Origin of the sequence: Pseudovibrio sp. Ad37 (assembly GCF_001623075.1) — a bacterium.
Classification (GTDB): Bacteria; Pseudomonadota; Alphaproteobacteria; order Rhizobiales; family Stappiaceae; genus Pseudovibrio.
The window spans coordinates 66,262-90,117 of the sequence record NZ_LMCF01000065.1 but is presented as its reverse complement, the minus strand read 5'-3'; the positions used below and the strand labels follow the sequence as shown (position 1 = coordinate 90,117).

The window sequence follows — 23,856 nt, the reverse complement described above, 5'->3', positions numbered from 1 at the left end:
GCTGTTCACCTGATCCCTTTTGCGATCACTGAGACAACAAAAAAGCGCAGCTTCATCTCTGAGGCTGCGCTTTTCTTTTAGACTTAGTTTCCCGGATCAATCGTCGCGGAGACGGCCTTTGATCTCGTCGGATAGTGGCAGGGTGACTTCGCCCAACTTGCCATCTTCAAGGACCAGAACGCGGTCTGCACCTTCCAACTCACTGGCGCGGTGAGAGACCATGAGGACGGTTTTGCCTCTGGTCATGGCGCGGAAAGATGCGAGCACCTTGTCTGCAGTGGCATGGTCGAGACCTTCTGTCAGCTCATCCGCCACCCAGATTTCCGGATTACGCAGGTACGCACGAGCCAATGCCAGACGGCGACCTTCACCGCCGGACAGACCCAGACCACCTTCACCCAGATGGGTTTCCAGCTTTTCCTGTCTGCCTTCAACAAGCTCCTTCAGGCCAGCATGAGACAGCGCTTCCCAAAGCTCGGCATCGGTTGCTTCTTCACGGGCAACGCGCAGGTTCTCTGCGATAGTACTGTGGAAGATCTGCGTACGCTGACCGACAACAGTCAGAGCAGCCCGCAGTTTGTCTTCTGCCATACCGCCAAGCTCGACACCGCCAATCTGGATTGCACCAGATTGCGGCGTTTGCAGACGTGCCACGATAGCTGCGAGCGTGGATTTACCGGCACCACTTGGGCCGATCACAACGGTGCGACTGCCAGTTGGCAGCGCGAGGTCTACACCATCCAGAATGGCAGCTGCCTTTGGTGTGTAGGCGAAGTGGATATCCTTCAGGTTCAAAGCATCTTTGCCAACTTCAAATGAAGGTGTTTCAGAATTGCTACGGGCGTTCTGAAGTGCTTCGCTGTCTTGCCCTACTGTGAGCAGGGACCGGACGCGGTCAGCTGCGCCTGACATCTTGCTCCAGCTGCCTGCGCTGTTGGCAAGGGAGATGAGCAGCTCTGGCAGAGCCAAAGCAACGAAGGCGAACAAAGCAATGTGCTTTAGCTCCATCTGACCTTGCTGATAGGAATAGGCCGCAAACAGGAAGGTGACAGCCACCATCACCTGGCTCATGGTGCTCACCACAGCCTGATTGCGCATGTCTGTCAGTTCGTTCTGCTCTTGCACATCGTCCAGTTGGTTGACTGCTTTGAGTGCGGCAACACGCTGTTGCTCCAGACCGCCGAAGACGGAGAGGTCGCGGCGACCACGCACCAGATCAGACACGCGAACGCGCAAAGCATCACGCGCTGCATTGAGTTTGCGCGCCTGCGCCTTTTGGCGATGACCGCCTGATTTTGCCAAAATAGTAAGGCCTGCTGCCTGAACTGCCCCCAGAGCGATCGACGCCATTGGTGAGTACTGCCACAGGATAACCAGTGTCAGACCAGTGATGATAGTTGCAGAGGCGAGAGGCACCACAAGACGCAGGAACAGGCCATCAAGCTGATCCACATCACTCACCACGCGGGAGAGCGCCGTCGCGGAGCGTTGGCTCAGTGTGCCATTGCTTTCCCGGGCAACAAGGCCGCGAAAAACGCCAGAACGCAGGTTCGCGAGAAAACGGAAGGTCGCGTCATGCGTTATCACCCGCTCAATATAGCGACCGAAGATGCGCATGGAGGCGTAAAGGCGGATACAGCTTGCCGCAGATGAGGTATTGAAAGCAACTGCACCTGCGGAGAGGCCAGCAAGGGCCGTTGCGGTGATGAAGTAACCAGAGACTGCCAGCAATGCGATGCCTGCTGCGGCTGGGAGGAATGCTAGGAACAGACCACCCCAGAATGCGAGCGGTTCTTCTTTTTGCAAAAGCCAGATGATGCGAAGGGACGATCTCATTGTTCTTCTCCTTCACGTTCATTCAGATCAACCAGCACACCTTCTTTCAGCGTCAACACGCGGTCGGCTGAGCCGACAACGCGCGGATCGTGAGTTGCGACCAGAACTGGCTTGTTGTGTGCCAGCTTTTTAAGAGCCGCAACAACCTTTTGTGCGGTTGCACCGTCGAGATCGGCAGTTGGTTCATCTGCAATGATCAGCCGAGCATCCTCACGCAGGGCCGCACGTGCCAATGCAAAGCGGCGACGCTCTCCCAAAGACAAGCCTTTGCCGTCTTCGCCGATCTGGCCTGAGAGGCCTCCCGGGATCTTGGCGAGCAACTCATCAACTGCAGCAAGCTTCAAGGCTTGTGTAAGTGTTGCATCGTCTGCTGCTTGATCAGCGCGGCGCAGGTTGGCGCGTAGCGTGCCGTGGAACAGTTCAGGATTTTGAGAAAGGACAGAGATAGACTGCTGCCAGTTGGTCAGACCATAAGAGGTCAGAGGAAGCCCGCCATAAGCAATCTGGCCCTGATCGGCTGGTAAGAAGCCGAGAATGCAATCCATCAAGGTTGATTTACCGGTACCACTCGGGCCTTTGACAACCACCAGCTCCGGTTCGCCCAGAGACAGGTTGACGTCAGCGAGGATCTTGCGGTGACCGCGGGAAACACTCAGGTTTCGGATCGTCAGTGCACCTGTTGCTGGCAGCGGCACAACATCACGCCCAGTCCCGATGATATCTTCCTGACCATCGTCCTCCAGCTGCTTTTGCAGTTCAACGATATGATCTGCTGCTGCAATGCCTGCTGCACGATCATGGTAGGCTGCTGCAAAGGCGCGAAGTGGTGCGAAATATTCGGGAACGATCATCAGCACGAACAGGCCACCGGCCAGCGTGAGCGGAGAACCATATGCGCCGAAGCTCCATTCTCCAAGCAGGGAAAAACCGACGTAGATTGCGGTGATTGCAATTGCGGCGGCGCTGAACAGTTCCAGTGCAGTGCTGGAGAGGAAAGCAATACGAAGAACGCGCATGGTGGATGTGCGGAAGTCGCCACCCAGCTTGCGGATGTCGTCTTCCGAGCGTTTAACCGCGCCGAACAAGCGCAGGGTTTCCATGCCTCTGAGGCGGTCCAGCAGCAGCCCACCCATATCGGCAAGGACACCAAGCTGGCGGTCACTGGCCTTTTTGGCGCGTATACCAACGATTGCCATGAAGACAGGCACCAGCGGGCCAAAGATCAGCAAGCACAGAGCTGCAAACCAGCTGACATAGGCGACAGACGCAATCAAGATGAGAGGGACGAGTGAAAGACGCGCCTGAATTGGGAGAAAACGGCCAAGATAAGGGCCGATTGCCTGAATGTGTTCCACCGCGATGGACGCGATTTTACCGCTTGCAGGCAGTTCGGTTGCCGGTGACAGGTTGGTCAGATTGCTCAGCAGACTGGTTTCCAGTCTGTGGCGCGCCTTTGAGGCTGCGCGAACTGCGATCTCACCGCCCCTGATGCGCAGAAAATGGCGGATCACGGCTAAGATAAGTATGGAAGCTGTTGCATAGAATGGATCAAGGCCCGGTCCGTGTGGATCGATCAGGCCAGCGATTGCCAATGCCAATAATGCTGCCTGCGGAATCCAGAGGAGTTCCGAGAGGCCTTGTAACATTGCACCGCGTTTCACCAGTTTCATTTCCGGGCGAACCGCATCCTGCAGCCAAACCTGACCCGCGGACTTTTTGCGTCCACGTTTCTTGGCGGGGGCATTTGCCTCCGCGACGTCTGCATCAGATAGCTCTGTTACGTTTGCTAGGTTTTCAGTCATTCCGCTTGTCCGGTTCCCTCTTCGCCGGGGCATCTGCCTGTAATTCATAAAGACAATTTCCGAAAAAACTCTTCAATTGCCTAGACTTGCTTGCACAATGGAATCGACCCGTCCGGTCTGTGATTGCAACACGCTCGTTAGAATTACTCCAGTTTTTTAATAAATCGCAACAAACTCAGAGGCGAAGACCCCCCAATTTGTATGGGACATAAGCGCACAGGTGCGCATATTGAGAGATCATAGGTGCCCCGCAGAGCGTTGCTTTGCCGAGGTTTACGGGATTTTACCGAAGAGCTGCCACGATAAAAATCAAAATGGCTCATGGATCCCCGAGTTTTCGGGAATATTAACTGCTTTCCGCTAGGGTCCCCGAGTTCTCTTATAGCTCTCAGCCTACATCGAACTAACGAGTTGATATTGCTGAATAACAACAAAAAGGAGAGAACCTGCCATGTTTTGCTCTTTTCGCCGTCTGTGTCTGGCGGCAATTTGGGGCCTGGGCCTTGCCTCCTCATCTTTTGCCTCTGAAAAAGCTGGATTTACTGCAGAACGGGATGATGTGATTCCGCCATTGGACATTTTCAAGACGATGGCAAGTGATCTGGAGCCTGAGGGCTGGATCACCTTCCAGACTCTGGACAACAAGCAGATCATCAACTTTGCCCCCATCATGTCACTGCGCTGCAGGCTGAAAGAAATTAAGTATTCGATTGACTCCAAGGATCTGGATAAGAGCTTTCCTATTCCTGATTGCGATCCTGAATACCCCTTCCGTGTCGAAGCGCAGAGCATTCATAAGCCGTACGTCATGGAGTTCCCTGGTGGGACAGTGCAAGCCCTTGCAGTGCAACTGACGTGGGATGACGGAAGCACCAGCAACACTGTCTATTATGAAGCCTGCCGCGCGGTTGGTGCCGCGCCTTGCGCCTATCCTCTTGGTAGCAACGAATAAAAAAGGCGCTCAAAAGAGCGCCTTTCAAACTGTTAACCCGCAGGCTTAGCCCATTGTTGGGATAGAGAATTCTGCACCTTCCTTCACACCTGAAGGCCAGCGGGATGTCACTGTCTTGGTGCGGGTGTAGAACTTGAAGCCATCTGGGCCGTGCTGGTTCAGATCGCCGAAGCCAGAACGCTTCCAGCCACCAAAGGTGTGGTATGCGAGCGGCACAGGGATTGGAACGTTGATGCCGACCATGCCGATGTTGATGCGGCTTGCAAAGTCACGTGCAGTGTCACCATCACGGGTGTAGATTGCAGTGCCGTTGCCGTACTCATGATCCATTGGCAGGCTCAGAGCTTCTTCATAGGTTTCTGCGCGTACAACAGTCAGAACCGGACCAAAGATTTCTTCTTTGTAGATGTCCATGTCTTTGGTTGCGTTGTCGAACAGGCAAGGACCAACGAAGTTACCGTTTTCATAGCCCTGCAGTTTGAAGTCACGTCCGTCAACAACAAGCTTTGCACCCTGCTCAACACCGGAGTTCACCAGACCGAGGATACGCTCGCGTGCCTGTGGGGTGATGACCGGACCGAAGTCAACGTCGTCGCCTGCAGTGTAAGGGCCAACTTTGAGAGCTTCAACGCGTGGGATGAGCTTCTCGATGAGGCGGTCTGCAGTTTCCTGACCAACAGGAACAGCAACGGAGATCGCCATGCAGCGTTCGCCAGCAGCACCAAAGCCTGCACCAACCAGAGCGTCAGCAGCCTGATCCAGATCAGCATCTGGCATGATGAGCATGTGGTTTTTCGCACCGCCGAAGCACTGAACGCGCTTACCGGAAGCTGTACCGCGGGTGTAAACGTACTCAGCAATCGCGGTGGAACCAACGAAGCCAACAGCCTGAATGATTGGATCATCAAGGATTGCGTCTACGGATTCTTTGTCGCCATTCACAACGTTCAGAACGCCGTCTGGCAGACCAGCTTCCTGCATCAGCTCAGCCAGCATCATTGGCACAGACGGGTTGCGCTCAGATGGCTTGAGGATGAAGGAGTTACCAGCTGCGATCGCAACACAGAACTTCCACATCGGGATCATTGCAGGGAAGTTGAATGGCGTGATGCCAGCAACAACGCCCAGTGGCTGACGCATGGAGTACATGTCGATGCCAGGGCCTGCGCCCTCGGTGAATTCACCCTTCATCATGTGTGGTGCGCCGATGCAGAATTCTGCAACTTCCAGACCACGGATCACGTCGCCTTTTGCGTCCGGGTGTGTTTTACCATGCTCAGCAGACAGCTTGGATGCCAGCTTGTCCATGTCGCGGTGAAGCAAAGTTACGAACTTCATCATTACGCGAGCGCGGCGCTGTGGGTTGGTTGCTGCCCATGCTGGCTGCGCTTTTTCAGCGACGGCGACAGCCTCCTGCATTTCTGCTGCAGTTGCCAAAGCAACCTTTGCAGTTACTTCACCGGTTGCAGGGTTGAAAACGTCTGCAGTGCGGCCGGACTTGCCAGCAACGCGCTTACCATTGATAAAATGACCGATCTCTTCCATGAGGTCCTCCCTCTCCAGGTCTATTCTTGCGGCCCGCAAACACATGCGTTTTACAGGTCTGCGAGCGAATTTCTTTATGCCCCTAGCATGAACTATATTTTTCGCATATCAATGAGATAATATCCGAAACCGTTGTGCAAAAATTAAAGCACGATCCGTGCGGCATGTGGACTGGGAGCTATCAAAAATCATGAACTGGGATGATGCAAGAGTGTTTCTGGCTGTGGCGCGCTCCGGACAGATTTTGGGCGCTGCACAGCGGCTTGGCCTCAACCATGCAACTGTTGCCCGCCGCCTTTCCGCGCTTGAAACTGCTCTGCAGGCCAAGCTCATTGATCGGCGCACCACGGGGTGTGCGCTGACCAGCGAAGGCGAGCGGTTCTTTGAGTTTGCTGAATCGATGGAAACGGAGATGCTTTCCGCCCGCGCCGAGATCGGCGGGACGGATGTGGAGCTTTCCGGTGCTGTGCGCATTGGTGCACCCGATGGCTTCGGGGTGGCTTTTCTAGCGCCGCGTCTGGGTGCACTGAATGAGCGTTATCCTGATCTCACGCTTCAGCTGGTGCCGCTGCACCGGGCTTTCTCTCTTTCCAAGCGCGAAGCTGATCTGGCAGTTACGGTTGGACAGCCCGAACATGGACGTCTGGTGAGCCGCAAGTTGACTGACTACTCATTGGGTCTTTATGCCTCTCGCGCTTATGCTGAACGCTACGGGCTGCCGGAGAACGAAGAAGAGCTGAAAGAGCATCGCCTGATTGGCTATGTGGACGATCTGATCTTTGCCTCTTCGCTCAACTACTCCGCAGAATTTTCCAAGGACTGGCAGTCTCGCCTGGAATGTGCCAGCGCACTCGGCCAGACTGAGGCAGTGCGGGCAGGCAGCGGGATCGGAATCCTTCATGGATTCATTGCAGATGGCAATGACGACTTCGTGCCAGTGCTTCCCAAACGGCGTATTTCGCGCAGCTATTACCTTGTCACCCATGAAAGCGCACGGCACCTGCGCCGCATTAAAGCAGTTTCTGATTTCATTGGCGACTTGGTAAAGCAGGAGAAAGATCTCTTTAGAAATCATCTGTAACGCTTTGATTTAGAATCCGAATTAAGCCTTTAAAATTATAAATTGTCATTTTTGATAATTTATAATATACAGTGCGGATCACTTCCCGACTGTAACTTGAAGGCAAAATGAGATGATTGGTAAGCTTGCGGAGTTCGTTGGCGTTCCTATGGTTGTTGTCGCGATTGTCGCGACCCTGCTTTACTTTGATTTTGGCGGATCCCTCACACAGGAAAGCCATGCAGCTGATGGCAAAGATCAGCAGGCTCTCCTGGATACCCTTGCACCGGATATCCCTTCCCTGCCTGTGATCAAGATTGAATTTCCGAATCTTTACAAGGACCTGCAGAGCCAGATTGAGAAAGAGATTCAATCAGGGGCAGATGAGCGCGGGCTGGCTAAACGTCTGCATGACTTGCTTTACCGCGCACTTCAGGTTTATCGCCCACTGCTAAAATATGCTGATGACGATAAGATCATCACGGTCCTCAAGGCCAAACGTGCTCTCACCTTAAAACTGAAGAAAAGCAAAGGTGAACTGGTTTGTGCTCAGGTTTTTTCCGGTTCCACTGGTGCGTTTCTGGACAGCTACACCGTAGTGGAGAGCGAAAGTACGCAGGAAGGGCTCGCGCTGTTCCAGTTGCTCGCGGATGCTCAGGTTAAAGCCAAGGACGATGGGCTCGTGATCCATTACACCGCTGAGCCTGCGCAGAAGAAAGTACGTGTTATTGGCAAGCCTGCGGATAAGCCGACTGATGCAGATTTGTATCTGCCTGCGAACCCGGCATTTGATGCGCAGATGAAGGTATATCCAATGGATTCCCTAAGCCGTATTTTCGCTGCAGATCCAACCGACAAGCAACTGTGTGACAGTGAGGTCCGCCTTTACGATGCTCTTGTTGGCCTGCCCGCACCACATGGCCCTGCAATGCGCAAATACATCGTGGACCTGCTCTACTTCGCTGGCTACTAACCTGCCCAAGGTAAGCAGAGCGCCTAAAACAAAAAACGCCGGCCTTTTTGGACCGGCGTTTTTTAGTCTGTTTTTTAAGGTGGTATCTTAAGCGAGTTCTGCCAGTGTCTGGTTGTAGTCACCAACCTCTGGGTTCTCGCGAAGAACTGCATCCATTGCTTTGAACATCTCGTGCAGGCGCACTTCTGAGACCGGGCTTTCAACAACAACAACCAGTTCTGGTTTGTTGGAGGATGCACGGACAAGGCCCCATGTTCCATCTTCACACACAACACGGACACCATTCACGGTGATCAGATCAGCTATATCCTGACCAGATACCTTCGCGCCGTCAGCATGCATGGATTTGAAGCGCGCAACCACACGATCAACTACATCGTACTTGATCTCGTCCGCGCATTTGGCGGCCATGGTTGGGGAGCCCCAGGTCTTTGGCAGATCACGGCGCAGGTCAGCCATGCTCTTATCCGGATTGCGGTCCATCATATCCAGAATGGCAATTGCAGAGACAACACCGTCATCATATCCACGACCGATTGGCGGATTGAAGAAGTAGTGGCCTGACTTTTCAAAACCAGCAACAGCACCTAGTTCAGTTACACGGCGTTTGATGTAGGAGTGGCCTGTTTTGAAGTAATCAGTCTTTGCACCATTGGCCTTGAGGACCGGATCGGTGTGGTACAGACCGGTTGATTTTACATCAACCACAAATTGGCTTTCCGGATGAAGAGCGGAGATATCGCGAGCCAGCATGACGCCGACTTTATCAGCGAAGATCTCTTCGCCTTCGTTGTCGACCACACCACAGCGGTCACCATCACCATCAAAACCCAAACCGACTTCAGCACCGGTTTCCAGCACTTTGTCACGGATCGCATGAAGCATCTTCATGTCTTCCGGGTTCGGGTTGTAGTTCGGGAAAGTGTGATCCAGCTCGCAGTCCAGCGGAATGACGTCAACACCTAGCGCTTCGAGAATACGCGGTGCGAACGCACCTGCGGTGCCATTGCCACATGCGACGACAGCTTTGATTGGACGCTTGAACTTTTCACGCTCTGTGAGGTCTGCGATATAGCGATCGGTCAAATCAGGATGGTATTCGTAAGCTCCGCCACCGCGTAGGTCACTGGCCCCTTCCAGCACGATCTCTTTCAGACGGCCCATTTCTTCCGGGCCAAACGTCAGTGGACGGTTTGCGCCCATCTTCACACCAGTCCAGCCGTTGTCGTTGTGGGAGGCGGTGACCATGGCAACGCATGGGACATCCAGATCAAACTGCGCGTAATAAGCCATTGGAGACATGGCGAGGCCGATGTCATGCACTTTGATGCCTGCCGACATCAGGCCGGTGACCAGTGCCATCTTGATGGATGCGGAGTAGCCGCGGAAGTCGTGACCGGTGACGATCTCAGGACGTACGCCAAGTTCATGAATGAGGGTTCCAAGTCCCTCGCCCAGCGCCTGAATGCCCTTCAGGTTGATCTCTTTTTCAAAGAGCCAGCGTGCATCGTACTCGCGAAAACCGGTCGGCTTGACCAACGGTGTCGTTTCATAGGCCAAGGTGTTTGGCGTTAGCTGTGAAACCGGCTTAACTGACATAATTTCTCCTAGACAAGCTTCAGGTCACTGGTAATGCAGAGACGTGACGCTTTTATCAAACTCCGTTTGGTTGTGAGACGTTTCTCACCCAACGGTTTTCAAATTCACGTTATACTCGCAGGATATCATCCTCGGCAATGTATGCGCCGGACTGGACTTCGATCATGCGAACCCGGATTTTTCCCGGGTTTTGTAGTTTGTGCCTTGCGCCAAGCGGGACAAACACGGACTGATTTTCTGAAATCAGCTCATCTTTTCCATCAATGGTCACCTCCAGCGTGCCACTTACAACAACCCAGTGCTCTGCACGGTGGATGTGGCGCTGCAAGGTCAAGCCCTTGCCGGGCTCAATCATCATGGACTGCACGCGGAAGCGCTCGCCTTCTGAAATGCGCTCGCTCCAGCCCCATGGACGGTACACGCGGCGGTGCTGTACGGTTTCCGGCCTATTGGCCTTGTCCAGCTGTTCCACCACCTTCTTCACGTCCTGTGCCTTATCTTTTGCGGCAACCAGAAGCGCATCCTTGGTGTTGACGACCACAACGTCTTCAAGCCCGACAACACTGACAAGGGCATCTTCAGAATAAACGAGGCAATTTTTGGACTGTTCGAAGATCGCTTCGCCCAAAGCCGAGTTACCCTCATCATTCTTCGCCATAGACTCCCAAATGGCAGGCCATGAGCCAAGATCGCTCCACCCCGGATCAGTTGGAACACAGGCGACGTTCTCTTCATTTTCCATAATCGCATAGTCGAAGGAGATGTTGCGCACCTGAGCGAAGGCTTCTTCTTCAAGCCGCAGGAAGTCCAGATCGCGTCGTGCGTTATTGGAGGCCTTAGCAACTTGCTCCCAGATATCAGGTGCGTGTTTTAAGAAGGCGTCGCGCATGGCAACTGCGGAGTACATGAAGATGCCAGCATTCCAAAGGTAGTTGCCGTCTTTGAGGAACTCTTCAGCTGTTGCCTGATCTGGTTTCTCGACAAAGGCATCAACTTTGCGGACAGATGCTGCCCCCTCGCAGAGTTTGATATAACCGTATCCGGTGTTGGGTTCGCTTGGCTCAATACCAAATGTGACGATCTGACCAGCTTCAGCAGCTGCGTGAGCTGCATCGACAGCACACAAGAACTCCTTGTCATCAGCGACCAGATGGTCCGATGGTAACAGGAGGACAATTGCGTTTTTATCTGTTTCAAGCGCCATGAGTGCAGCAAGAGCAGCGGGAGCAGCCGTGTTTCGTCCGCATGGCTCTAATACTATAGCTTGTGGCTCTATCCCAAGTTCGGCCATTTGCTCACCGATCAGGAAGCGATGGTCTTGATTTGAGATAACCAGCGGTGCACGGAACTGCTGGGAGCTGACACGCTCACATGTCTTTTGAAAGAGACTTTGACCTGAAAAGATTGGCAAGAATTGTTTTGGCCTTTCTCTACGGGAAAGGGGCCAAAGGCGAGATCCAAACCCACCCGACAGAATCACAGGTGTGATTTTGCTCATGCTATTGCCAGTCATATTTTCAGGATCACTTTCAAACAAACGAATAGACTATTCGTAAACTTAGATGCTGTAGCCCAAAACCCTCAAAACACGTGGAGTTTCAGTGTTCCACACATTCTCTCGAAAATAATTAAGGCTTTTTACCAGTCTGCGTGCTCCGAGATACTCCATTATTTTTCAGGGGTATTCAGTCGATTTGGGAACGGTCACGATATCACTTAATTCATTTAAGCATTTGTTCTGGGGGGAAGATGCGGGAGGAATTAAGCCAATCCGTTGAGCGGAAAGTGGATGAGCTTGTTGCGCTCACTCGTGACCTGATAGCTTTTCCGACAATCAACCCTCCCGGAGAAGCTTATCGTCCCTGTGCAGAGTTCATCGGCGAGCGCTTGAAGCGTAAAGGCTTTACTGTCGAGTATGTCAGAGGAGAGAGCACCCCCGGAGACTCTGACCGCTACCCGCGTATCAATGTTATTTGTCGCTATGAAGGTCGCGGTCCCGGTCCTTGTGTCCACTTCAACTCCCATATTGATGTTGTCGAGGTGGGGTATGGCTGGACGGTTGATCCCTTTGCTGGCGTGGTAAAGGACGGAAAGGTCTTTGGGCGCGGTGCCTGCGATATGAAAGGCGGTCTGGCATCTTCCATAATCGCGGCAGAGAGTCTGATTGAATGTTTCCCAGAGTTTTGTGGTGCTATCGAGATATCAGGAACGGTTGATGAGGAATCCGGCGGCCTTGGCGGTGTGGCTTATCTTGCCAGACATGGCTACTTTTCCAAGCCGCGTGTTGACCATGTGATCATCCCCGAACCTTTGCACAAGGATCAGGTTTGTCTTGGGCACCGAGGGGTATGGTGGAGTGAAATTGAGACGCGTGGTTCGATTGCTCACGGCTCTATGCCGTTTTTGGGTGACAGCGCAATTCGTCACATGAGTGCTTTCCTGAATGTGCTGGAAACCGAGCTTTACCCTTCGCTCAGCAAAAAACAAACACAAATGCCAGTTATTCCTCCGGGCGCCCGATCATCCACGTTAAATATCAACTCCTTACATGGCGGACAGGATGAAGGACACGATGGTCTTCCTTCCCCTTGCGTTGCAGATAGTTGCCGCATCATACTGGATCGTAGATTCCTGATTGAGGAGCCGCTGGAGGATGTGAAACAAGAGATAGTTGAAATATTAGAAAATCTGCGTAAAACACGTAGAAATTTCGAATATGAACTTAAGGATCTCCTTGAAGTTCTCCCCGTGATGGCAGAGAAAGACTCTCCAGTCGCTCGCGCTGTTGCAGGCGGAATTAAAGACGTGCTTCAAAAAGATGCATCATATGTTGTCTCTCCGGGGACTTATGATCAGAAGCACATAACACGATTGGGCCACTTGCACGATTGTATTGCGTATGGTCCAGGCAAACTTGAGATGGCGCACAGGCCGGACGAATTTGTTGGAATTGAGGATCTCGTTGACAGTGCCAAAGTGATGGCATTGGCCGCGTACTCTCTTTTGACGGAGCCTGATGCAAGACCAATAACAAGAACACTGTCTGATCACGTGCACTCTTAAAGTATAGGGGACGGAATGGAATGCATGCAAAGTCATTAAAAAGCCGGCTGCTTTGCCTTGCCGGAGGCGCGGCCCTCGTCCTTGCTGCACTAACAGGTGCGCACGGTTCTGCTGAAGCCAAATCTTCCCTGTCTTTGGGAATGGTACTCGAACCACCGCATCTTGATGCAACTGCAGGGGCTGCAGCTGCTATCGATGAAGTGGTCTATCAAAACGTTTTTCAAGGCCTGACACGTATCGGGCCAGACGGAAGTGTTCTGCCCTCTCTCGCCAAATCGTGGGATGTGAGTGAAGACGGCATGACCTATCGCTTCCATTTGCAGACGGGTGTCCTCTTTCATGATGGAACGCCGTTTTCTGCCGATGACGTAAAGTTTTCCTTGGATCGTGCTCGCGCTGAAGGCAGCGTAAATGCACAAAAGCCGCTCTTTGCAGCGATCTCTGATGTGGTTGTCGTAGATCCGCAAACCGTTAACATCAAGCTCACTACGCCAAGCGGAAATCTTGCTTACAATCTGGCTTGGGGCGATGCGGTAATTGTATCTCCTAAAACGGCTGAGACGAACAAGACGCAGCCTGTGGGCACCGGACCGTTCAAGTTTGACCGTTGGATGAAGGGGCAGGAAATTCGGATTTCCCGTTTCGACCAGTATTGGGGAGACCAACCAAAGCTGGAAAAAGCCTCTTTCCGTTTCATCTCTGATCCTAATGCCGCCTTTGCTGCAATGATCTCTGGCGATCTGGATGCGTTCCCGACATTTTCCGCTCCAGAAACCATTATTCAGTTTCAAGCGGACCCACGCTTTGAAGTTGCTATTGGCACGACTGAGGGTGAAACCATCCTTGCGATGAACAACACCCGCGGCCCGCTTAAGAACAAGCTCGTGCGTCAGGCAATCTCGCATGCGGTCAATAAGCAAGCGCTGATTGATGGTGCTATGTTTGGACTTGGTACGCCAATTGGAACGCACTTTGCTCCGCACCATCCCGCTTATAATGATCTGACAGGGCTTTACCCTTACGATCCGGCGAAAGCGAAAGAGCTTCTTGCCAAAGCTGGGTATCCAGATGGCTTCAGCGCAACGCTGAAACTGCCACCACCGACCTATGCCCGTCGTGGTGGTGAGCTGATTGCCTCCGATCTGAAGAAGATCGGCATTGATTTGAAGATCGTGCCTGTTGAATGGGCGCAGTGGCTTTCAGAGGTCTTTAAGGAGACCAATTACGATTTCACGATCGTCTCTCATGTTGAGCCGATGGATATTGGTATCTATGCGCGCGATAAGTACTACTTCAACTACAACAGTGATGCTTTCAAGAAACTGATTGAAGAGCTGAATGTGACTGTTGACGAAGAGAAGCGGTATGAGCTTTTGAAGCAGGCACAGCAAGTCATCTCCGAGGATGCTGTGAACGTCTACCTGTTCCAGTTGGCGAAATCTGCTGTGTGGAATGCCAATGTGAAGGGGCTTTGGCGAAACTCCCCTACACCGGGTAACGATCTGTCGCAGGTCTATTGGGCGAATAACTAAAAACACCTAGCAAATACACGTAGATATTTGCACAGGACTGCGGTTGCAACCGCAATCGCAGTCCTTCTCAATTGCTATTCCAAATTATATGGTTTAAGCGGTTGCCAAACTGACAGTTACTTTAGGGGTAACCCTTTTCTCTCATTGTGCAATTTGCTTGTGCAACGCAAGTTTGATTGGTTTAGCGGATTTGTCCGATGCTCTGGTTTGCGTTCCTTCGTCTCATAGGCTTACTGACAACTCTCCTGGCCGCAAGCCTCGTCATCTTCGTTGTGCTTGAGGTTATACCCGGTGATCCGGCTGAAGTGATGCTTGGGCTGAATGCGCAGCCTGACACACTCGCAGCTCTGCGCGCTGAACTTGGCCTCAACGCTCCTTTATCCACCCGCTATGTGAACTGGTTGCTGGGCATGTTGCAGGGTGAGTTTGGTGTGAGCTACACATATTCAGTTCCGGTTTCTGAACTGATCGGCGAACGCATTCAGGTCAGCCTTCCGCTTGCAACTGGCGCACTGATCCTCTCGACAGTCATCGCTATACCAATCGGCGTTTACTCTGCCCGCTATCACGGCAAGGTCATCGACACAGGTATTATGTCCATTGCCCAGATCGGCATTGCTATCCCAAACTTCTGGATTGCCATTTTGCTGGTTTACGTGTTTGCGATTGTACTGAGGGTATTGCCATCTGGTGGTTTCCCGGGCTGGGATGTGAGCTTCTTTGGCTCATTGCAGGCGCTCTTGTTGCCCGTTATCGCGCTGGCTCTCCCCCAAGCGAGTATTCTGGCCCGCGTGATGCGTTCAGCCTTGCTGGATGTTTTGCATGAAGATTATATCCGCACAGCACGCGCCAAAGGGCTCTCCAACAAAGCCACGCTTTGGAGACACGGCGTACGCAATGCTCTTATTCCGGTCCTGACTATTCTGGGTCTTCAGTTCTCTTTCCTGATCGCAGGTACGGTGATTATTGAGAACCTCTTTTACCTACCTGGCCTAGGGCGTCTGATTTTCCAGGGTATTACTCAGCGCGATCTGATCGTAGTGAAGAGCAGTGTCATGCTGCTCGTTGCTCTTACAATCTTTGTGACATTCCTTGTCGACATCGCCTACGCAGCTATTGATCCGAGACTGAGGCGACGTGCATGAATCAGGAACTCCCAAGTTATCCGCCGCTTGCCAGTTTTGACGAAATCTCCATCTGGAAGAAAGCCTTTCACAGTCGTTCTTTCGTGATCGGGGCAACGCTTGCTCTCGTTATTCTCATTGCCGGGGTTACTTCCGTCTTCTGGACACCCTATGCCATCGATGTTCTGGATGTTTCCAAGCGCCTTAAGCCGATGAGTTCTGAATTCTGGTTTGGGACGGATCAGTATGGTCGCGATATCTTCTCCATGCTGATGGTTGGTGCGCGCACCTCTATTATTGTGGCATTGATTGCAGTTGGCATCGGTATGCTGATTGGCGTGCCATTGGGACTTCTGGCAGCAGCCCAAAAGGGGTTTCTGGAAGAACTGGTGATGCGCACCAATGATCTGATTTTCGCATTTCCGTCTCTGCTCTCCGCCGTGCTCATCACGTCCATTTTTGGACCAGGAACAATCAACGCTGTAATTGCGATTGGCATCTTCAATATTCCGGTTTTTGCCCGCGTTGCTCGCGGTGGCGCCTTGTCTCTTTCAGGACGCGAGTTTTTGCTTGCCGCCCGTCTTTCCGGCAAGAGCTCGTTTTTGATCACTTTGGAACACATTATTCCGAACATTGCCAACCTGCTGATTGTACAGGCAACCATTCAGCTCTCTCTTGCAATCCTTTCAGAGGCAGGTCTCTCCTATCTTGGTTTGGGGACGCAACCACCCATGGCGAGTTGGGGTCGCATGTTGTATGAGGCCCAGACCATGGTTGCCTTTGCACCGCAGCTGGCGCTTTATCCGGGATTTGCGATTATATTTTCCGTTCTCGGCTTTAACCTGCTTGGCGATGGACTTAGGGATTTGCTGGATCCTAAGATGCGGAGGAGAGTTGCGTGACCTCTGTTTTTTCCGCCACTGACCTTTGCGTTTCCATTTCTGGCAAGCCGATCCTGCGCAATGTGAGTTTTGACCTTGAGCAGGGTAAAATCCTTGGCCTCGTCGGCGAAAGTGGCTCTGGTAAATCCATGAGTGCGCTCTCAGCCATGCAGCTTTTACCAGAGGGTGCTCATCAGATTGGTGATCTGATGTTTGAGGGCAAGAACCTCACGCGCGCTACTGATACAGAGATGACCCATGTACGTGGCAAAGACATCTCTATGGTCTTTCAGGAGCCGCTGACCGCTCTCAACCCAACCCGCACCATTGGCGAGCAAGTTGCTGAAGGCCTTCGCTGGCATCAGGGTCTTACACGCAAGGAAGCGATGGACCAGACCATTGATGTTCTGGAACGGGTTGGTCTTGGTCTTGGTCTTGAATATGGTTTGATTGATCGTTTCCCTCACCAGCTTTCCGGCGGACAGAGGCAGCGCGTTGTCATTGCCATTGCTATCGCCTGTAAGCCCAAGGTGTTGATTGCTGATGAGCCGACCACCGCACTTGATGTGACGGTTCAGGCGCAGATCCTGACATTGCTGAAAGACATCGTGCGCAAAGAACAAATGGCCATGCTGCTCATTTCGCATGATTTGGCAGTTGTTGCAGACATGGCAGACACTGTTGCCATTATGAAGGATGGAGTGATTGTTGAGCGTGGCCCAACTTGCGAACTGTTCGACAATCTTTCTCATCCCTATTCCAAAAAGCTGTTTGAAACCTCCAACCACGTACCTGTTCCACGACAAGAGCCGGTTGACAAGATCACGCAGCCGCTCTTGAAGGTGAGCAATGTACTGCGGGAATATCCTCTCCCTCGCGCCAGCATCTTCACACGCAGACAATGGCACAGGGCCGTACAACACGTTTCCTTCCACGTTGCGCCGCGTCAGAGCATGGGACTGGTGGGTGAAAGTGGATGTGGCAAGTCCACCCTTGCGCGCACTATTTTGGGACTGACACCGCCGAATGCAGGCCATATCCAGTTTCTTGGCAAAGACCCCTACTCGGTTTCACGAAAAGACCGTCAAGATTTGCAACTGGGCATTCAGGCTGTGTTTCAGGACCCTTATGGAAGCTTTGATCCGCGGCATACGGTTGAACGTACCGTTGGAGAACCGTTGCACCTGATGCGTAACGAACTGTCTCGTTCTCAACGTAAAAAACGCGTTCATGAGGTTTTGGAAAGCGTGGGGCTTTCTTCCGCAGATGCCAACAAGTATCCGCACGAATTTTCTGGTGGCCAAAGGCAGCGTATCGCGATTGCGCGCGCGCTGGTCACCAATCCAAGCCTGATCGTCGCGGATGAACCCGTTTCTGCACTTGATGTTTCCATCAGAGCTCAGATCCTCGATTTATTCGCGGACCTTCGCGATCGACTGGGTATGGCTTATCTGTTCATTTCACACGATCTGTCTGCCGTGCAGGCCATTACTGATCGAGTGATTGTGATGAACGCTGGCCGGATTGTGGAAGAAGGTCCAACCGGAGAAGTCTTTTCCAATCCCAAACACCCTTACACACGTATCCTTGTCTCTGCTGCGCCAGACCTCAATGAAGCCTTGCGCAAACGCAGAGAAGAAGAGAACAAGCATACGCATTGAGCGCTATTGCCTGAAGCAAACCAGTGCGGCTAGCCTTACATTTGCCTAGGCTACAGCAAGCGGAGACATGTTATGACAACAGCTGAGAACCAGCTTCGCCGGGAAGTAATAAGAACGGCGCGTGCTTTACAAAGCACTGGTTTGACACATGGAACCTCTGGCAATGTAAGCGCCCGATATAACAATGGCATGTTGATTACGCCTTCTGGCATTCCTTACGAAGACCTGGAGATGAAAAAGATTGTCTTCATCGATCTTGAGGGCGGATATTTTGGAGATTTTCTGCCCTCTTCCGAGTGGCGTATGCATATGGACATTTATCGCAACTACAAAGATGCAGAGGCTGTTGTTCACTGCCATTCAGCCAGAGCAACTGCGCTTTCAACTCATAACAAAGGCATTCCGGCCTTTCACTATATGGTGGCGGTCGCTGGCGGAGATCAGATCAAATGTGCAGACTACGCAACGTTCGGGACCAAAGCCCTTTCTAAAGCAATGATCGATGCGCTTGAAGACCGGACTGCCTGTCTTTTGGCGCATCATGGTCAGATTGCTTTTGGCCCTTCGCTGCACAAGGCGCTTGGTCTTGCCGGTGAAGTGGAAGCATTGGCAGATCAGTATTTATCTGCGCTGGTTCTGGGAGAACCTGCACCTCTTTGTCCTGCTGAGATGAAAGAGATTTTGAGAAAATTCAAAAGCTACGGTAAAGAGCTGGATACATTGAATGGAGACGACGCAGGTGCTTTTGAAATGCCCCAGCGACGCGACTAAGACAGAAGACAACAAAAAATGCAGAGGCTTAGGCCTTTTATGCATGTAACGGGGGAATGATTGGAACATGCGAATTGGACTTGACTGGGGTGGTACCAAAATTGAAGCGCTGGCACTTTCTAACGAAGGTGAAGAACTGTTTCGCAAGCGTGTTCCAACTCCCAAGAACGATTATCAGGGCTGCGTAGAAGCTGTTATCGAACTTGTTGCAGCAACTGAAGCGGCGACTGGCGAAGTCGGAACAGTAGGCATTGGCATTCCTGGGTCCATCTCTCCAAGTACCGGACTGGTTAAGAACGCAAATTCCACGTGGATGAACGGCAAACCTCTCGACAAAGATCTGTGCGATACCCTTGGACGTGAAGTGCGCATTCAGAACGACGCCAATTGTATGGCAGTATCTGAGGCCATTGATGGCGCCGGAGCAGGATGCGGTGTTGTTCACGGTGTCATCATTGGCACTGGCTGTGGTTCAGGCATAGCGATTAATGGACGTCCTCATAAAGGTGCGAATGGCATTGGCGGCGAATGGGGAAACGTCACAGTGCCATGGATGCAAGAAGGCGAGTTCCCGGGGCCGCTCAATTGGACCGGACACCACGGTACGATTGACCTTTTGTGCTCTGGCACAGGCTTCCAGTGGGATTATGAGAATGCCACTGGAAAGGCTATTAAGGGCAGTGAGATCATTGAGCTGATGCGCTCTGGTGATGAAGCTGCCATGGGCACGTATCAACGTTATGTAAGCCGTCTGGGCCGTGCCTTGGCGATGGCAGCCAACATTTTAGATCCAGACTGTTTTGTACTGGCTGGTGGCATGTCCAACGTGGAAGAGATTTACAAGGATCTTCCTGCTGCAATGCGTCCTTACATTTTCTCTGATGGTTATGATTTTGATATCCGCAAGGCCAAACACGGCGATAGTTCTGGTGTGCGTGGTGCTGCCTGGCTGTGGGGTAAGGGCGAAACAACGCTACGGCATGTCAACGAAAGCTCGTAAACGTACTTTTCCTTATGGATTTCTCTTTCTATAGTCAGAACTCACGATTCCGATTTCCTGAGAGAAATTTCCATGACAATGACAAGCCAAGAAATCCTTGCAAAGCTGGTTAGCTTTGACACGGTCAGCGCAAAAACCAATCTCCCCCTGATCAAGTGGATCGAAGAGTATCTTAATGATCTGAGGGTCTCCTCTTCCATACTGCCAGACGAGACAGGTGAGAAGGCGAGCCTGTTTGCGACGATCGGTGGAGATGGGACCGATGGTTACATTCTTTCAGGTCACACAGATGTGGTGCCGGTTGAAGGACAAGACTGGACAAGCAACCCGTTCTCCCTTCGCGAAGAAGATGGACTGCTTTACGGTCGCGGTTCCTGCGACATGAAGGGCTTTGTTGCTTGCTCTCTTGCCAAAGTGCCAGAGATGCTTAAGGCGCCCCTGAACAAGCCGTTTCACCTGATGTTCTCATATGACGAAGAAACTGGTTGTACCGGCATTCAGCCTGTACTTTACAAGCTTGCTGGTGAAGGGTTCCAGGCGGAAGCATGTTTCGTTGGTGAGCCGACTGAAATGCAGGTTGTGGTGGCACATAAATCCAAAGCCTCCTACCGCGCTGTGTTTACCGGCCTTTCCTGCCACTCCTCCCTTGCACCACAGGGCGTAAACGCCGTGCATTATGGCGCTCGTCTTGTTGCAAAGCTGGAAGAGATGGCGCGGGAACTGGCATCGGGTCCCAGCGATGATCTGTTTGATTTGCCGTACTCCACGGCTCACACAGGTGTCATGAAGGGCGGCACTGCACTCAACATTGTACCTGAACACTGCGAAGTCATATTTGAGTTCCGCGTGCTGCCAACTGAAAACCTTCAGGCTTGCATGAATGAGATCAGGCGTTATGCCACGGAGGAGCTTCTTCCTGAAATGCGCAAAGTTTCTGAAAAGGCAGATATCGAGCTCATTCCTTACTCTGAGATCCCAGGACTGGATACGGAAGTGGAAGCGGATGTGACTGTTCTGGCGAAGAAGCTGGCTGGTCGCAACGACCACGCAAAAGTTGCTTATGGCACAGAAGCTGGCCTGATCCAGACCATTTTGAAAGTCCCAACCGTGGTGTGTGGCCCAGGTAGCATCGAGCAAGCTCATAAACCGGACGAGTACATCAAGCAGTCCGAACTCGACAAGTGCGACGGTTTCCTAGACCGCCTTATCCAGCACGCGTGTGCTTAAGTTGATGATGGGGAGCTCTTCACGATGGGTTGAAGGGCTCTTCTTTTCATTGCTGGGTGCAATTTTGTTTCAGGAGTTGCACCTATGAGCTCCTTAGGTTATGAAAATCGCATGATGACGATGCAAGCACAAAACATGCTGTGGTGGTGGCGCCGGTGACGGTGGCTGAACACGCATGTCTTGTTGACCTGTAATTTCCAAGCCGCCGCATTTTCTGCAGGCGGCTTTGTTGTATCTACCGCCTCGCAAACATCGGAAACAGGTGTGCACGACCCGGAGGATTGACCATGCCGATTACGGCAGAACGGACTTATAAGAGCAAAGGCGGCGTTATCATCCGCCGTAAAAGCCGAAATGCTGATTATGCCGCTGGTACAAGCGAATGGATGGACAGGCTGGACCGTCAACGCGGTGCTGTGCTTTCCTCTTCCTACGAATATCCGGGCCGCTACACGCGCTGGGATATGGCACTGGCCAACCCACCGCTGCTGATTGAATCCAACGATCGCAAGATTACCATTCAGGCGCTGAATGAGCGCGGGCGCGTGCTGATGCCTGCCGTTCATGGCGCATTGGATGGTCACGAGGATATCGCAGATTTCAATGCAGACGAGTACCGCATTGATCTAACCATCAAGACGCCGGACAGAGCTTTTTCAGAGGAAGAGCGCTCCCGCCAGCCTTCAACCTTCTCCGTAGTGCGTACACTTGTTGATCTGTTTTCCTGTGATGACGATCAACTCGGGCTGTATGGCGCATTCGGATATGATCTGACGTTCCAATTTGAGCCGATTAATCAGAAGCTGCAACGTCCTGACGACCAGCGGGACATGGTGTTGTTTCTGCCCGATGAAATCCTGATTGTTGACCACTATGGCCGTAAAGCCCATGTGCTGGAATACGATTTTGAGTTCAACGCCAAGACGACAGACGGTCTGCCGCGTGATGGTGAAGAGACGCCCTATAAGGCTGCGACTGAAACTCCAGCGCGTGGTGACCATGAGCCGGGTGAGTACGCTGATCTGGTGCGCTCTGCAGTCGACTACTTCAAGCGCGGTGATCTCTTTGAGACCGTACCGGGTCAAGTGTTCTATGAGCCTTGCAAAAACCCACCATCCGCTGTTTCCCGACGTTTGCAGCAGATCAACCCTTCGCCTTATTCCTTTTTCATCAACCTAGGCAACGCCGAATATCTGGTTGGTGCCTCTCCTGAGATGTATGTGCGGGTGACTGGTGGTCGCCGTGTGGAGACATGCCCAATTTCCGGCACGATCCGCCGCGGCAAGAACGCGATTGAAGATGAAGCACAAATCCGCAAGCTGCTGAACTCCGCCAAAGACGAAGCAGAACTGACCATGTGTTCTGACGTGGACCGGAATGATAAGAGCCGCATCTGTGTTCCAGAGTCTGTCCGCGTGATTGGTCGTCGTCAGATCGAGATGTATTCTCGTCTGATTCATACCGTGGATCACATCGAAGGCACTCTGCTTGATGGCAAGGATGCGCTGGATGCGTTCCTTTCTCATACATGGGCTGTAACTGTTACTGGTGCGCCGAAGCGTTGGGCTATGCAGTTTATCGAGGATCACGAAAGGAGTTCTCGTGCATGGTATGGCGGTGCGATCGGTGCTGTGCTGTTTAATGGCGATATGAACACAGGTCTGACCCTGCGCACGGTTCGCATCAAGGATGGTGTAGCTCAGATCCGTGCAGGTGCCACGCTGCTTTATGACAGCATCCCAGAGGATGAAGAAGCTGAGACTGAGCTGAAAGCATCTGCGATGATTGCTGCGGTTCGCGAAGCTGGACTTGCGCTTACTTCTGAAGAGGAAGTGGTTAAGGCTAAACCGGGCAAAGGCAAGAAGATTCTACTCGTCGACCACGAAGACAGTTTCGTGCACACACTGGCAAATTACTTCCGTCAGACAGGCGCTGAGGTTGTGACTTACCGTAGTCCAGTGCTGGATGATGTCTTTGATCAGGTTCGTCCGGATCTGGTCGTGTTGTCTCCTGGCCCAGGCTCTCCAAAGGACTTTGACTGCCGGGCTACCATCGAACGGGCCCGTGCACGCAAGCTGCCAATTTTTGGTGTGTGTCTTGGTCTGCAGGCGCTGACTGAAGCGTTTGGCGGTGAACTTGACCAGCTTGATGTGCCTGTGCATGGCAAGCCATCTCTTGTTTCCTTCAGTCACGGTTCCAAGCTGTTTGATGGGCTGAGTTCACCTGTCAGTGTTGGCCGTTATCACTCCTTGTTTGCTAAACGGGATGTGTTGCCAGATTGCTTTGAGGTAACCTCAGAGACCAAAGACGGTGTGATCATGGCAATTGAACACAAGAATGAGCCTATTGGCGCTGTTCAGTTCCATCCAGAGTCTATCATGTCCCTCGATCAAGACGGTGGTCACAAGATTATTGAAAATGTGATGACCAAACTTCTTACCGGTGGCTAGATCGACTCTCTGACCAAATTGAATTCATCAATTGGACTAAATTAAAGGCCGGGATTGAGCGATCACTTCCGGCCTTTCTCCTAGAATTTTGTATAGATGGTTTATCTGCACAAAACCTAGAAGCATCTTTGGTCGCATTGTTGTGGAATTGCAGCATATAAATGCGCTGGATAGTGAAAGTGAACCTATTCAGATTGAGAATATTGCAAGTCTCATGTGCGCCGGGTTGCGTTATATGACTAATCTATGCACGATTGAAGTGATTGACGCAGTCATTTTCCATAGGGATTTATAGACTGCAAAAGATTTTTACTGCGTATCCTACCGGAAAACAGTTGCCACTTTTCGGGATTACGCTTTGATTGACGAGAGTTTGCTCT

At 52.2% G+C, this 23,856-nt stretch carries 17 protein-coding genes; 12 read left to right on the top strand and 5 right to left on the bottom strand.

The annotated features are described in order from the left end of the window. Nucleotides 1-96 precede the first annotated feature (96 nt). On the bottom strand, nt 97-1,836 hold the full coding sequence (cydC, locus tag PsAD37_RS11950; protein ID WP_063296331.1) for a thiol reductant ABC exporter subunit CydC: 1,740 nt from the start codon (nt 1,834-1,836) through the stop codon (nt 97-99). Further along, entirely contained in the window at nt 1,833-3,638 is a 1,806-nt protein-coding gene (cydD, locus tag PsAD37_RS11945; protein ID WP_063296330.1) for a thiol reductant ABC exporter subunit CydD, read from the bottom strand. Before cydD ends, cydC begins: the two co-directional genes overlap by 4 nt. A gap of 451 nt (nt 3,639-4,089) precedes the next feature. On the opposite strand from cydD, the gene PsAD37_RS11940 reads away from it, so the two are divergent. Continuing rightward, the gene (locus PsAD37_RS11940; protein ID WP_208991841.1) at nt 4,090-4,590 is read left to right on the top strand and encodes a hypothetical protein; all 501 of its coding nucleotides are present in this window, start codon (nt 4,090-4,092) and stop codon (nt 4,588-4,590) included. A 45-nt stretch (nt 4,591-4,635) separates the two neighbouring features. Here the strand turns inward: PsAD37_RS11940 and PsAD37_RS11935 are convergent, their stop codons facing one another. After that, nucleotides 4,636-6,135, bottom strand: a complete 1,500-nt coding sequence (locus tag PsAD37_RS11935; RefSeq protein ID WP_057465938.1) for a CoA-acylating methylmalonate-semialdehyde dehydrogenase — start codon at nt 6,133-6,135, stop codon at nt 4,636-4,638. Between the two features lie 190 nt (nt 6,136-6,325). Between PsAD37_RS11935 and PsAD37_RS11930 the strand changes: the two genes are divergently transcribed. After that, nucleotides 6,326-7,216 carry a LysR family transcriptional regulator gene (locus PsAD37_RS11930; protein ID WP_063288218.1) on the top strand — a complete coding sequence of 297 codons (891 nt, stop codon included), beginning with the start codon at nt 6,326-6,328 and terminating at the stop codon, nt 7,214-7,216. 112 nt (nt 7,217-7,328) lie between these two features. Beyond that, nucleotides 7,329-8,168, top strand: a complete 840-nt coding sequence (locus PsAD37_RS11925; protein ID WP_063296329.1) for a hypothetical protein — start codon at nt 7,329-7,331, stop codon at nt 8,166-8,168. Nucleotides 8,169-8,255: 87 nt separating this feature from the next. Here PsAD37_RS11925 and PsAD37_RS11920 read toward each other — a convergent pair whose 3' ends face one another. Together PsAD37_RS11920 and PsAD37_RS11915 are read right to left on the bottom strand one after the other, a co-directional pair. Then, complete coding sequence (locus PsAD37_RS11920; protein WP_063296328.1) at nt 8,256-9,767, bottom strand: phosphomannomutase/phosphoglucomutase; 1,512 nt, start codon at nt 9,765-9,767, stop codon at nt 8,256-8,258. Nucleotides 9,768-9,876: 109 nt separating this feature from the next. Next, entirely contained in the window at nt 9,877-11,265 is a 1,389-nt protein-coding gene (locus tag PsAD37_RS11915; RefSeq protein ID WP_063296353.1) for a mannose-1-phosphate guanylyltransferase/mannose-6-phosphate isomerase, read from the bottom strand. Nucleotides 11,266-11,516: 251 nt separating this feature from the next. Between PsAD37_RS11915 and PsAD37_RS11910 the strand changes: the two genes are divergently transcribed. The 9 genes from PsAD37_RS11910 to PsAD37_RS11870 all read left to right on the top strand — a co-directional run bounded on the left by PsAD37_RS11910 (nt 11,517) and on the right by PsAD37_RS11870 (nt 23,476). Continuing rightward, nucleotides 11,517-12,830 (top strand): acetylornithine deacetylase/succinyl-diaminopimelate desuccinylase family protein, encoded by a 1,314-nt coding sequence (locus PsAD37_RS11910; RefSeq protein ID WP_063296327.1) that lies wholly within the window; start codon nt 11,517-11,519, stop codon nt 12,828-12,830. A 20-nt stretch (nt 12,831-12,850) separates the two neighbouring features. Next, complete coding sequence (locus tag PsAD37_RS11905) at nt 12,851-14,362, top strand: ABC transporter substrate-binding protein (protein ID WP_063296326.1); 1,512 nt, start codon at nt 12,851-12,853, stop codon at nt 14,360-14,362. Nucleotides 14,363-14,559: 197 nt separating this feature from the next. Continuing rightward, complete coding sequence (locus tag PsAD37_RS11900; protein ID WP_063296325.1) at nt 14,560-15,507, top strand: ABC transporter permease; 948 nt, start codon at nt 14,560-14,562, stop codon at nt 15,505-15,507. Next, nucleotides 15,504-16,388 carry an ABC transporter permease gene (locus tag PsAD37_RS11895; RefSeq protein ID WP_063296324.1) on the top strand — a complete coding sequence of 295 codons (885 nt, stop codon included), beginning with the start codon at nt 15,504-15,506 and terminating at the stop codon, nt 16,386-16,388. The genes PsAD37_RS11900 and PsAD37_RS11895 overlap by 4 nt, the downstream gene beginning before the upstream one ends. Beyond that, entirely contained in the window at nt 16,385-18,028 is a 1,644-nt protein-coding gene (locus PsAD37_RS11890; RefSeq protein WP_063296323.1) for an ABC transporter ATP-binding protein, read from the top strand. Before PsAD37_RS11895 ends, PsAD37_RS11890 begins: the two co-directional genes overlap by 4 nt. Nucleotides 18,029-18,100: 72 nt before the next feature. Then, nucleotides 18,101-18,799 carry a class II aldolase/adducin family protein gene (locus PsAD37_RS11885; RefSeq protein ID WP_063296322.1) on the top strand — a complete coding sequence of 233 codons (699 nt, stop codon included), beginning with the start codon at nt 18,101-18,103 and terminating at the stop codon, nt 18,797-18,799. A 67-nt stretch (nt 18,800-18,866) separates the two neighbouring features. Further along, nucleotides 18,867-19,799, top strand: coding sequence for an ROK family protein (locus tag PsAD37_RS11880; protein WP_063296321.1), 933 nt, complete (start codon nt 18,867-18,869; stop codon nt 19,797-19,799). A gap of 72 nt (nt 19,800-19,871) precedes the next feature. Next, entirely contained in the window at nt 19,872-21,026 is a 1,155-nt protein-coding gene (argE, locus tag PsAD37_RS11875; protein WP_063296320.1) for an acetylornithine deacetylase, read from the top strand. Nucleotides 21,027-21,313: 287 nt separating this feature from the next. Continuing rightward, on the top strand, nt 21,314-23,476 hold the full coding sequence (locus PsAD37_RS11870) for an anthranilate synthase (protein WP_063296319.1): 2,163 nt from the start codon (nt 21,314-21,316) through the stop codon (nt 23,474-23,476). The last annotated feature ends 380 nt before the right edge of the window (nt 23,477-23,856 follow it).

What these genes read in the sequence shown, in the direction of transcription:
- PsAD37_RS11895 (WP_063296324.1), top strand. Translation starts at nt 15,504, where the DNA reads ATGAATCAGGAACTCCCAAGTTATCCGCCGCTTGCCAGTTTTGACGAA.
- PsAD37_RS11935 (WP_057465938.1), bottom strand. Translation starts at nt 6,135, where the DNA reads ATGGAAGAGATCGGTCATTTTATCAATGGTAAGCGCGTTGCTGGCAAG.
- PsAD37_RS11900 (WP_063296325.1), top strand. Translation starts at nt 14,560, where the DNA reads ATGCTCTGGTTTGCGTTCCTTCGTCTCATAGGCTTACTGACAACTCTC.
- PsAD37_RS11940 (WP_208991841.1), top strand. Translation starts at nt 4,090, where the DNA reads ATGTTTTGCTCTTTTCGCCGTCTGTGTCTGGCGGCAATTTGGGGCCTG.
- PsAD37_RS11880 (WP_063296321.1), top strand. Translation starts at nt 18,867, where the DNA reads ATGCGAATTGGACTTGACTGGGGTGGTACCAAAATTGAAGCGCTGGCA.
- argE (WP_063296320.1), top strand. Translation starts at nt 19,872, where the DNA reads ATGACAATGACAAGCCAAGAAATCCTTGCAAAGCTGGTTAGCTTTGAC.
- PsAD37_RS11905 (WP_063296326.1), top strand. Translation starts at nt 12,851, where the DNA reads ATGCATGCAAAGTCATTAAAAAGCCGGCTGCTTTGCCTTGCCGGAGGC.
- PsAD37_RS11925 (WP_063296329.1), top strand. Translation starts at nt 7,329, where the DNA reads ATGATTGGTAAGCTTGCGGAGTTCGTTGGCGTTCCTATGGTTGTTGTC.
- PsAD37_RS11920 (WP_063296328.1), bottom strand. Translation starts at nt 9,767, where the DNA reads ATGTCAGTTAAGCCGGTTTCACAGCTAACGCCAAACACCTTGGCCTAT.
- cydD (WP_063296330.1), bottom strand. Translation starts at nt 3,638, where the DNA reads ATGACTGAAAACCTAGCAAACGTAACAGAGCTATCTGATGCAGACGTC.
- PsAD37_RS11915 (WP_063296353.1), bottom strand. Translation starts at nt 11,265, where the DNA reads ATGAGCAAAATCACACCTGTGATTCTGTCGGGTGGGTTTGGATCTCGC.
- PsAD37_RS11870 (WP_063296319.1), top strand. Translation starts at nt 21,314, where the DNA reads ATGCCGATTACGGCAGAACGGACTTATAAGAGCAAAGGCGGCGTTATC.
- PsAD37_RS11930 (WP_063288218.1), top strand. Translation starts at nt 6,326, where the DNA reads ATGAACTGGGATGATGCAAGAGTGTTTCTGGCTGTGGCGCGCTCCGGA.
- PsAD37_RS11910 (WP_063296327.1), top strand. Translation starts at nt 11,517, where the DNA reads ATGCGGGAGGAATTAAGCCAATCCGTTGAGCGGAAAGTGGATGAGCTT.
- PsAD37_RS11885 (WP_063296322.1), top strand. Translation starts at nt 18,101, where the DNA reads ATGACAACAGCTGAGAACCAGCTTCGCCGGGAAGTAATAAGAACGGCG.
- cydC (WP_063296331.1), bottom strand. Translation starts at nt 1,836, where the DNA reads ATGAGATCGTCCCTTCGCATCATCTGGCTTTTGCAAAAAGAAGAACCG.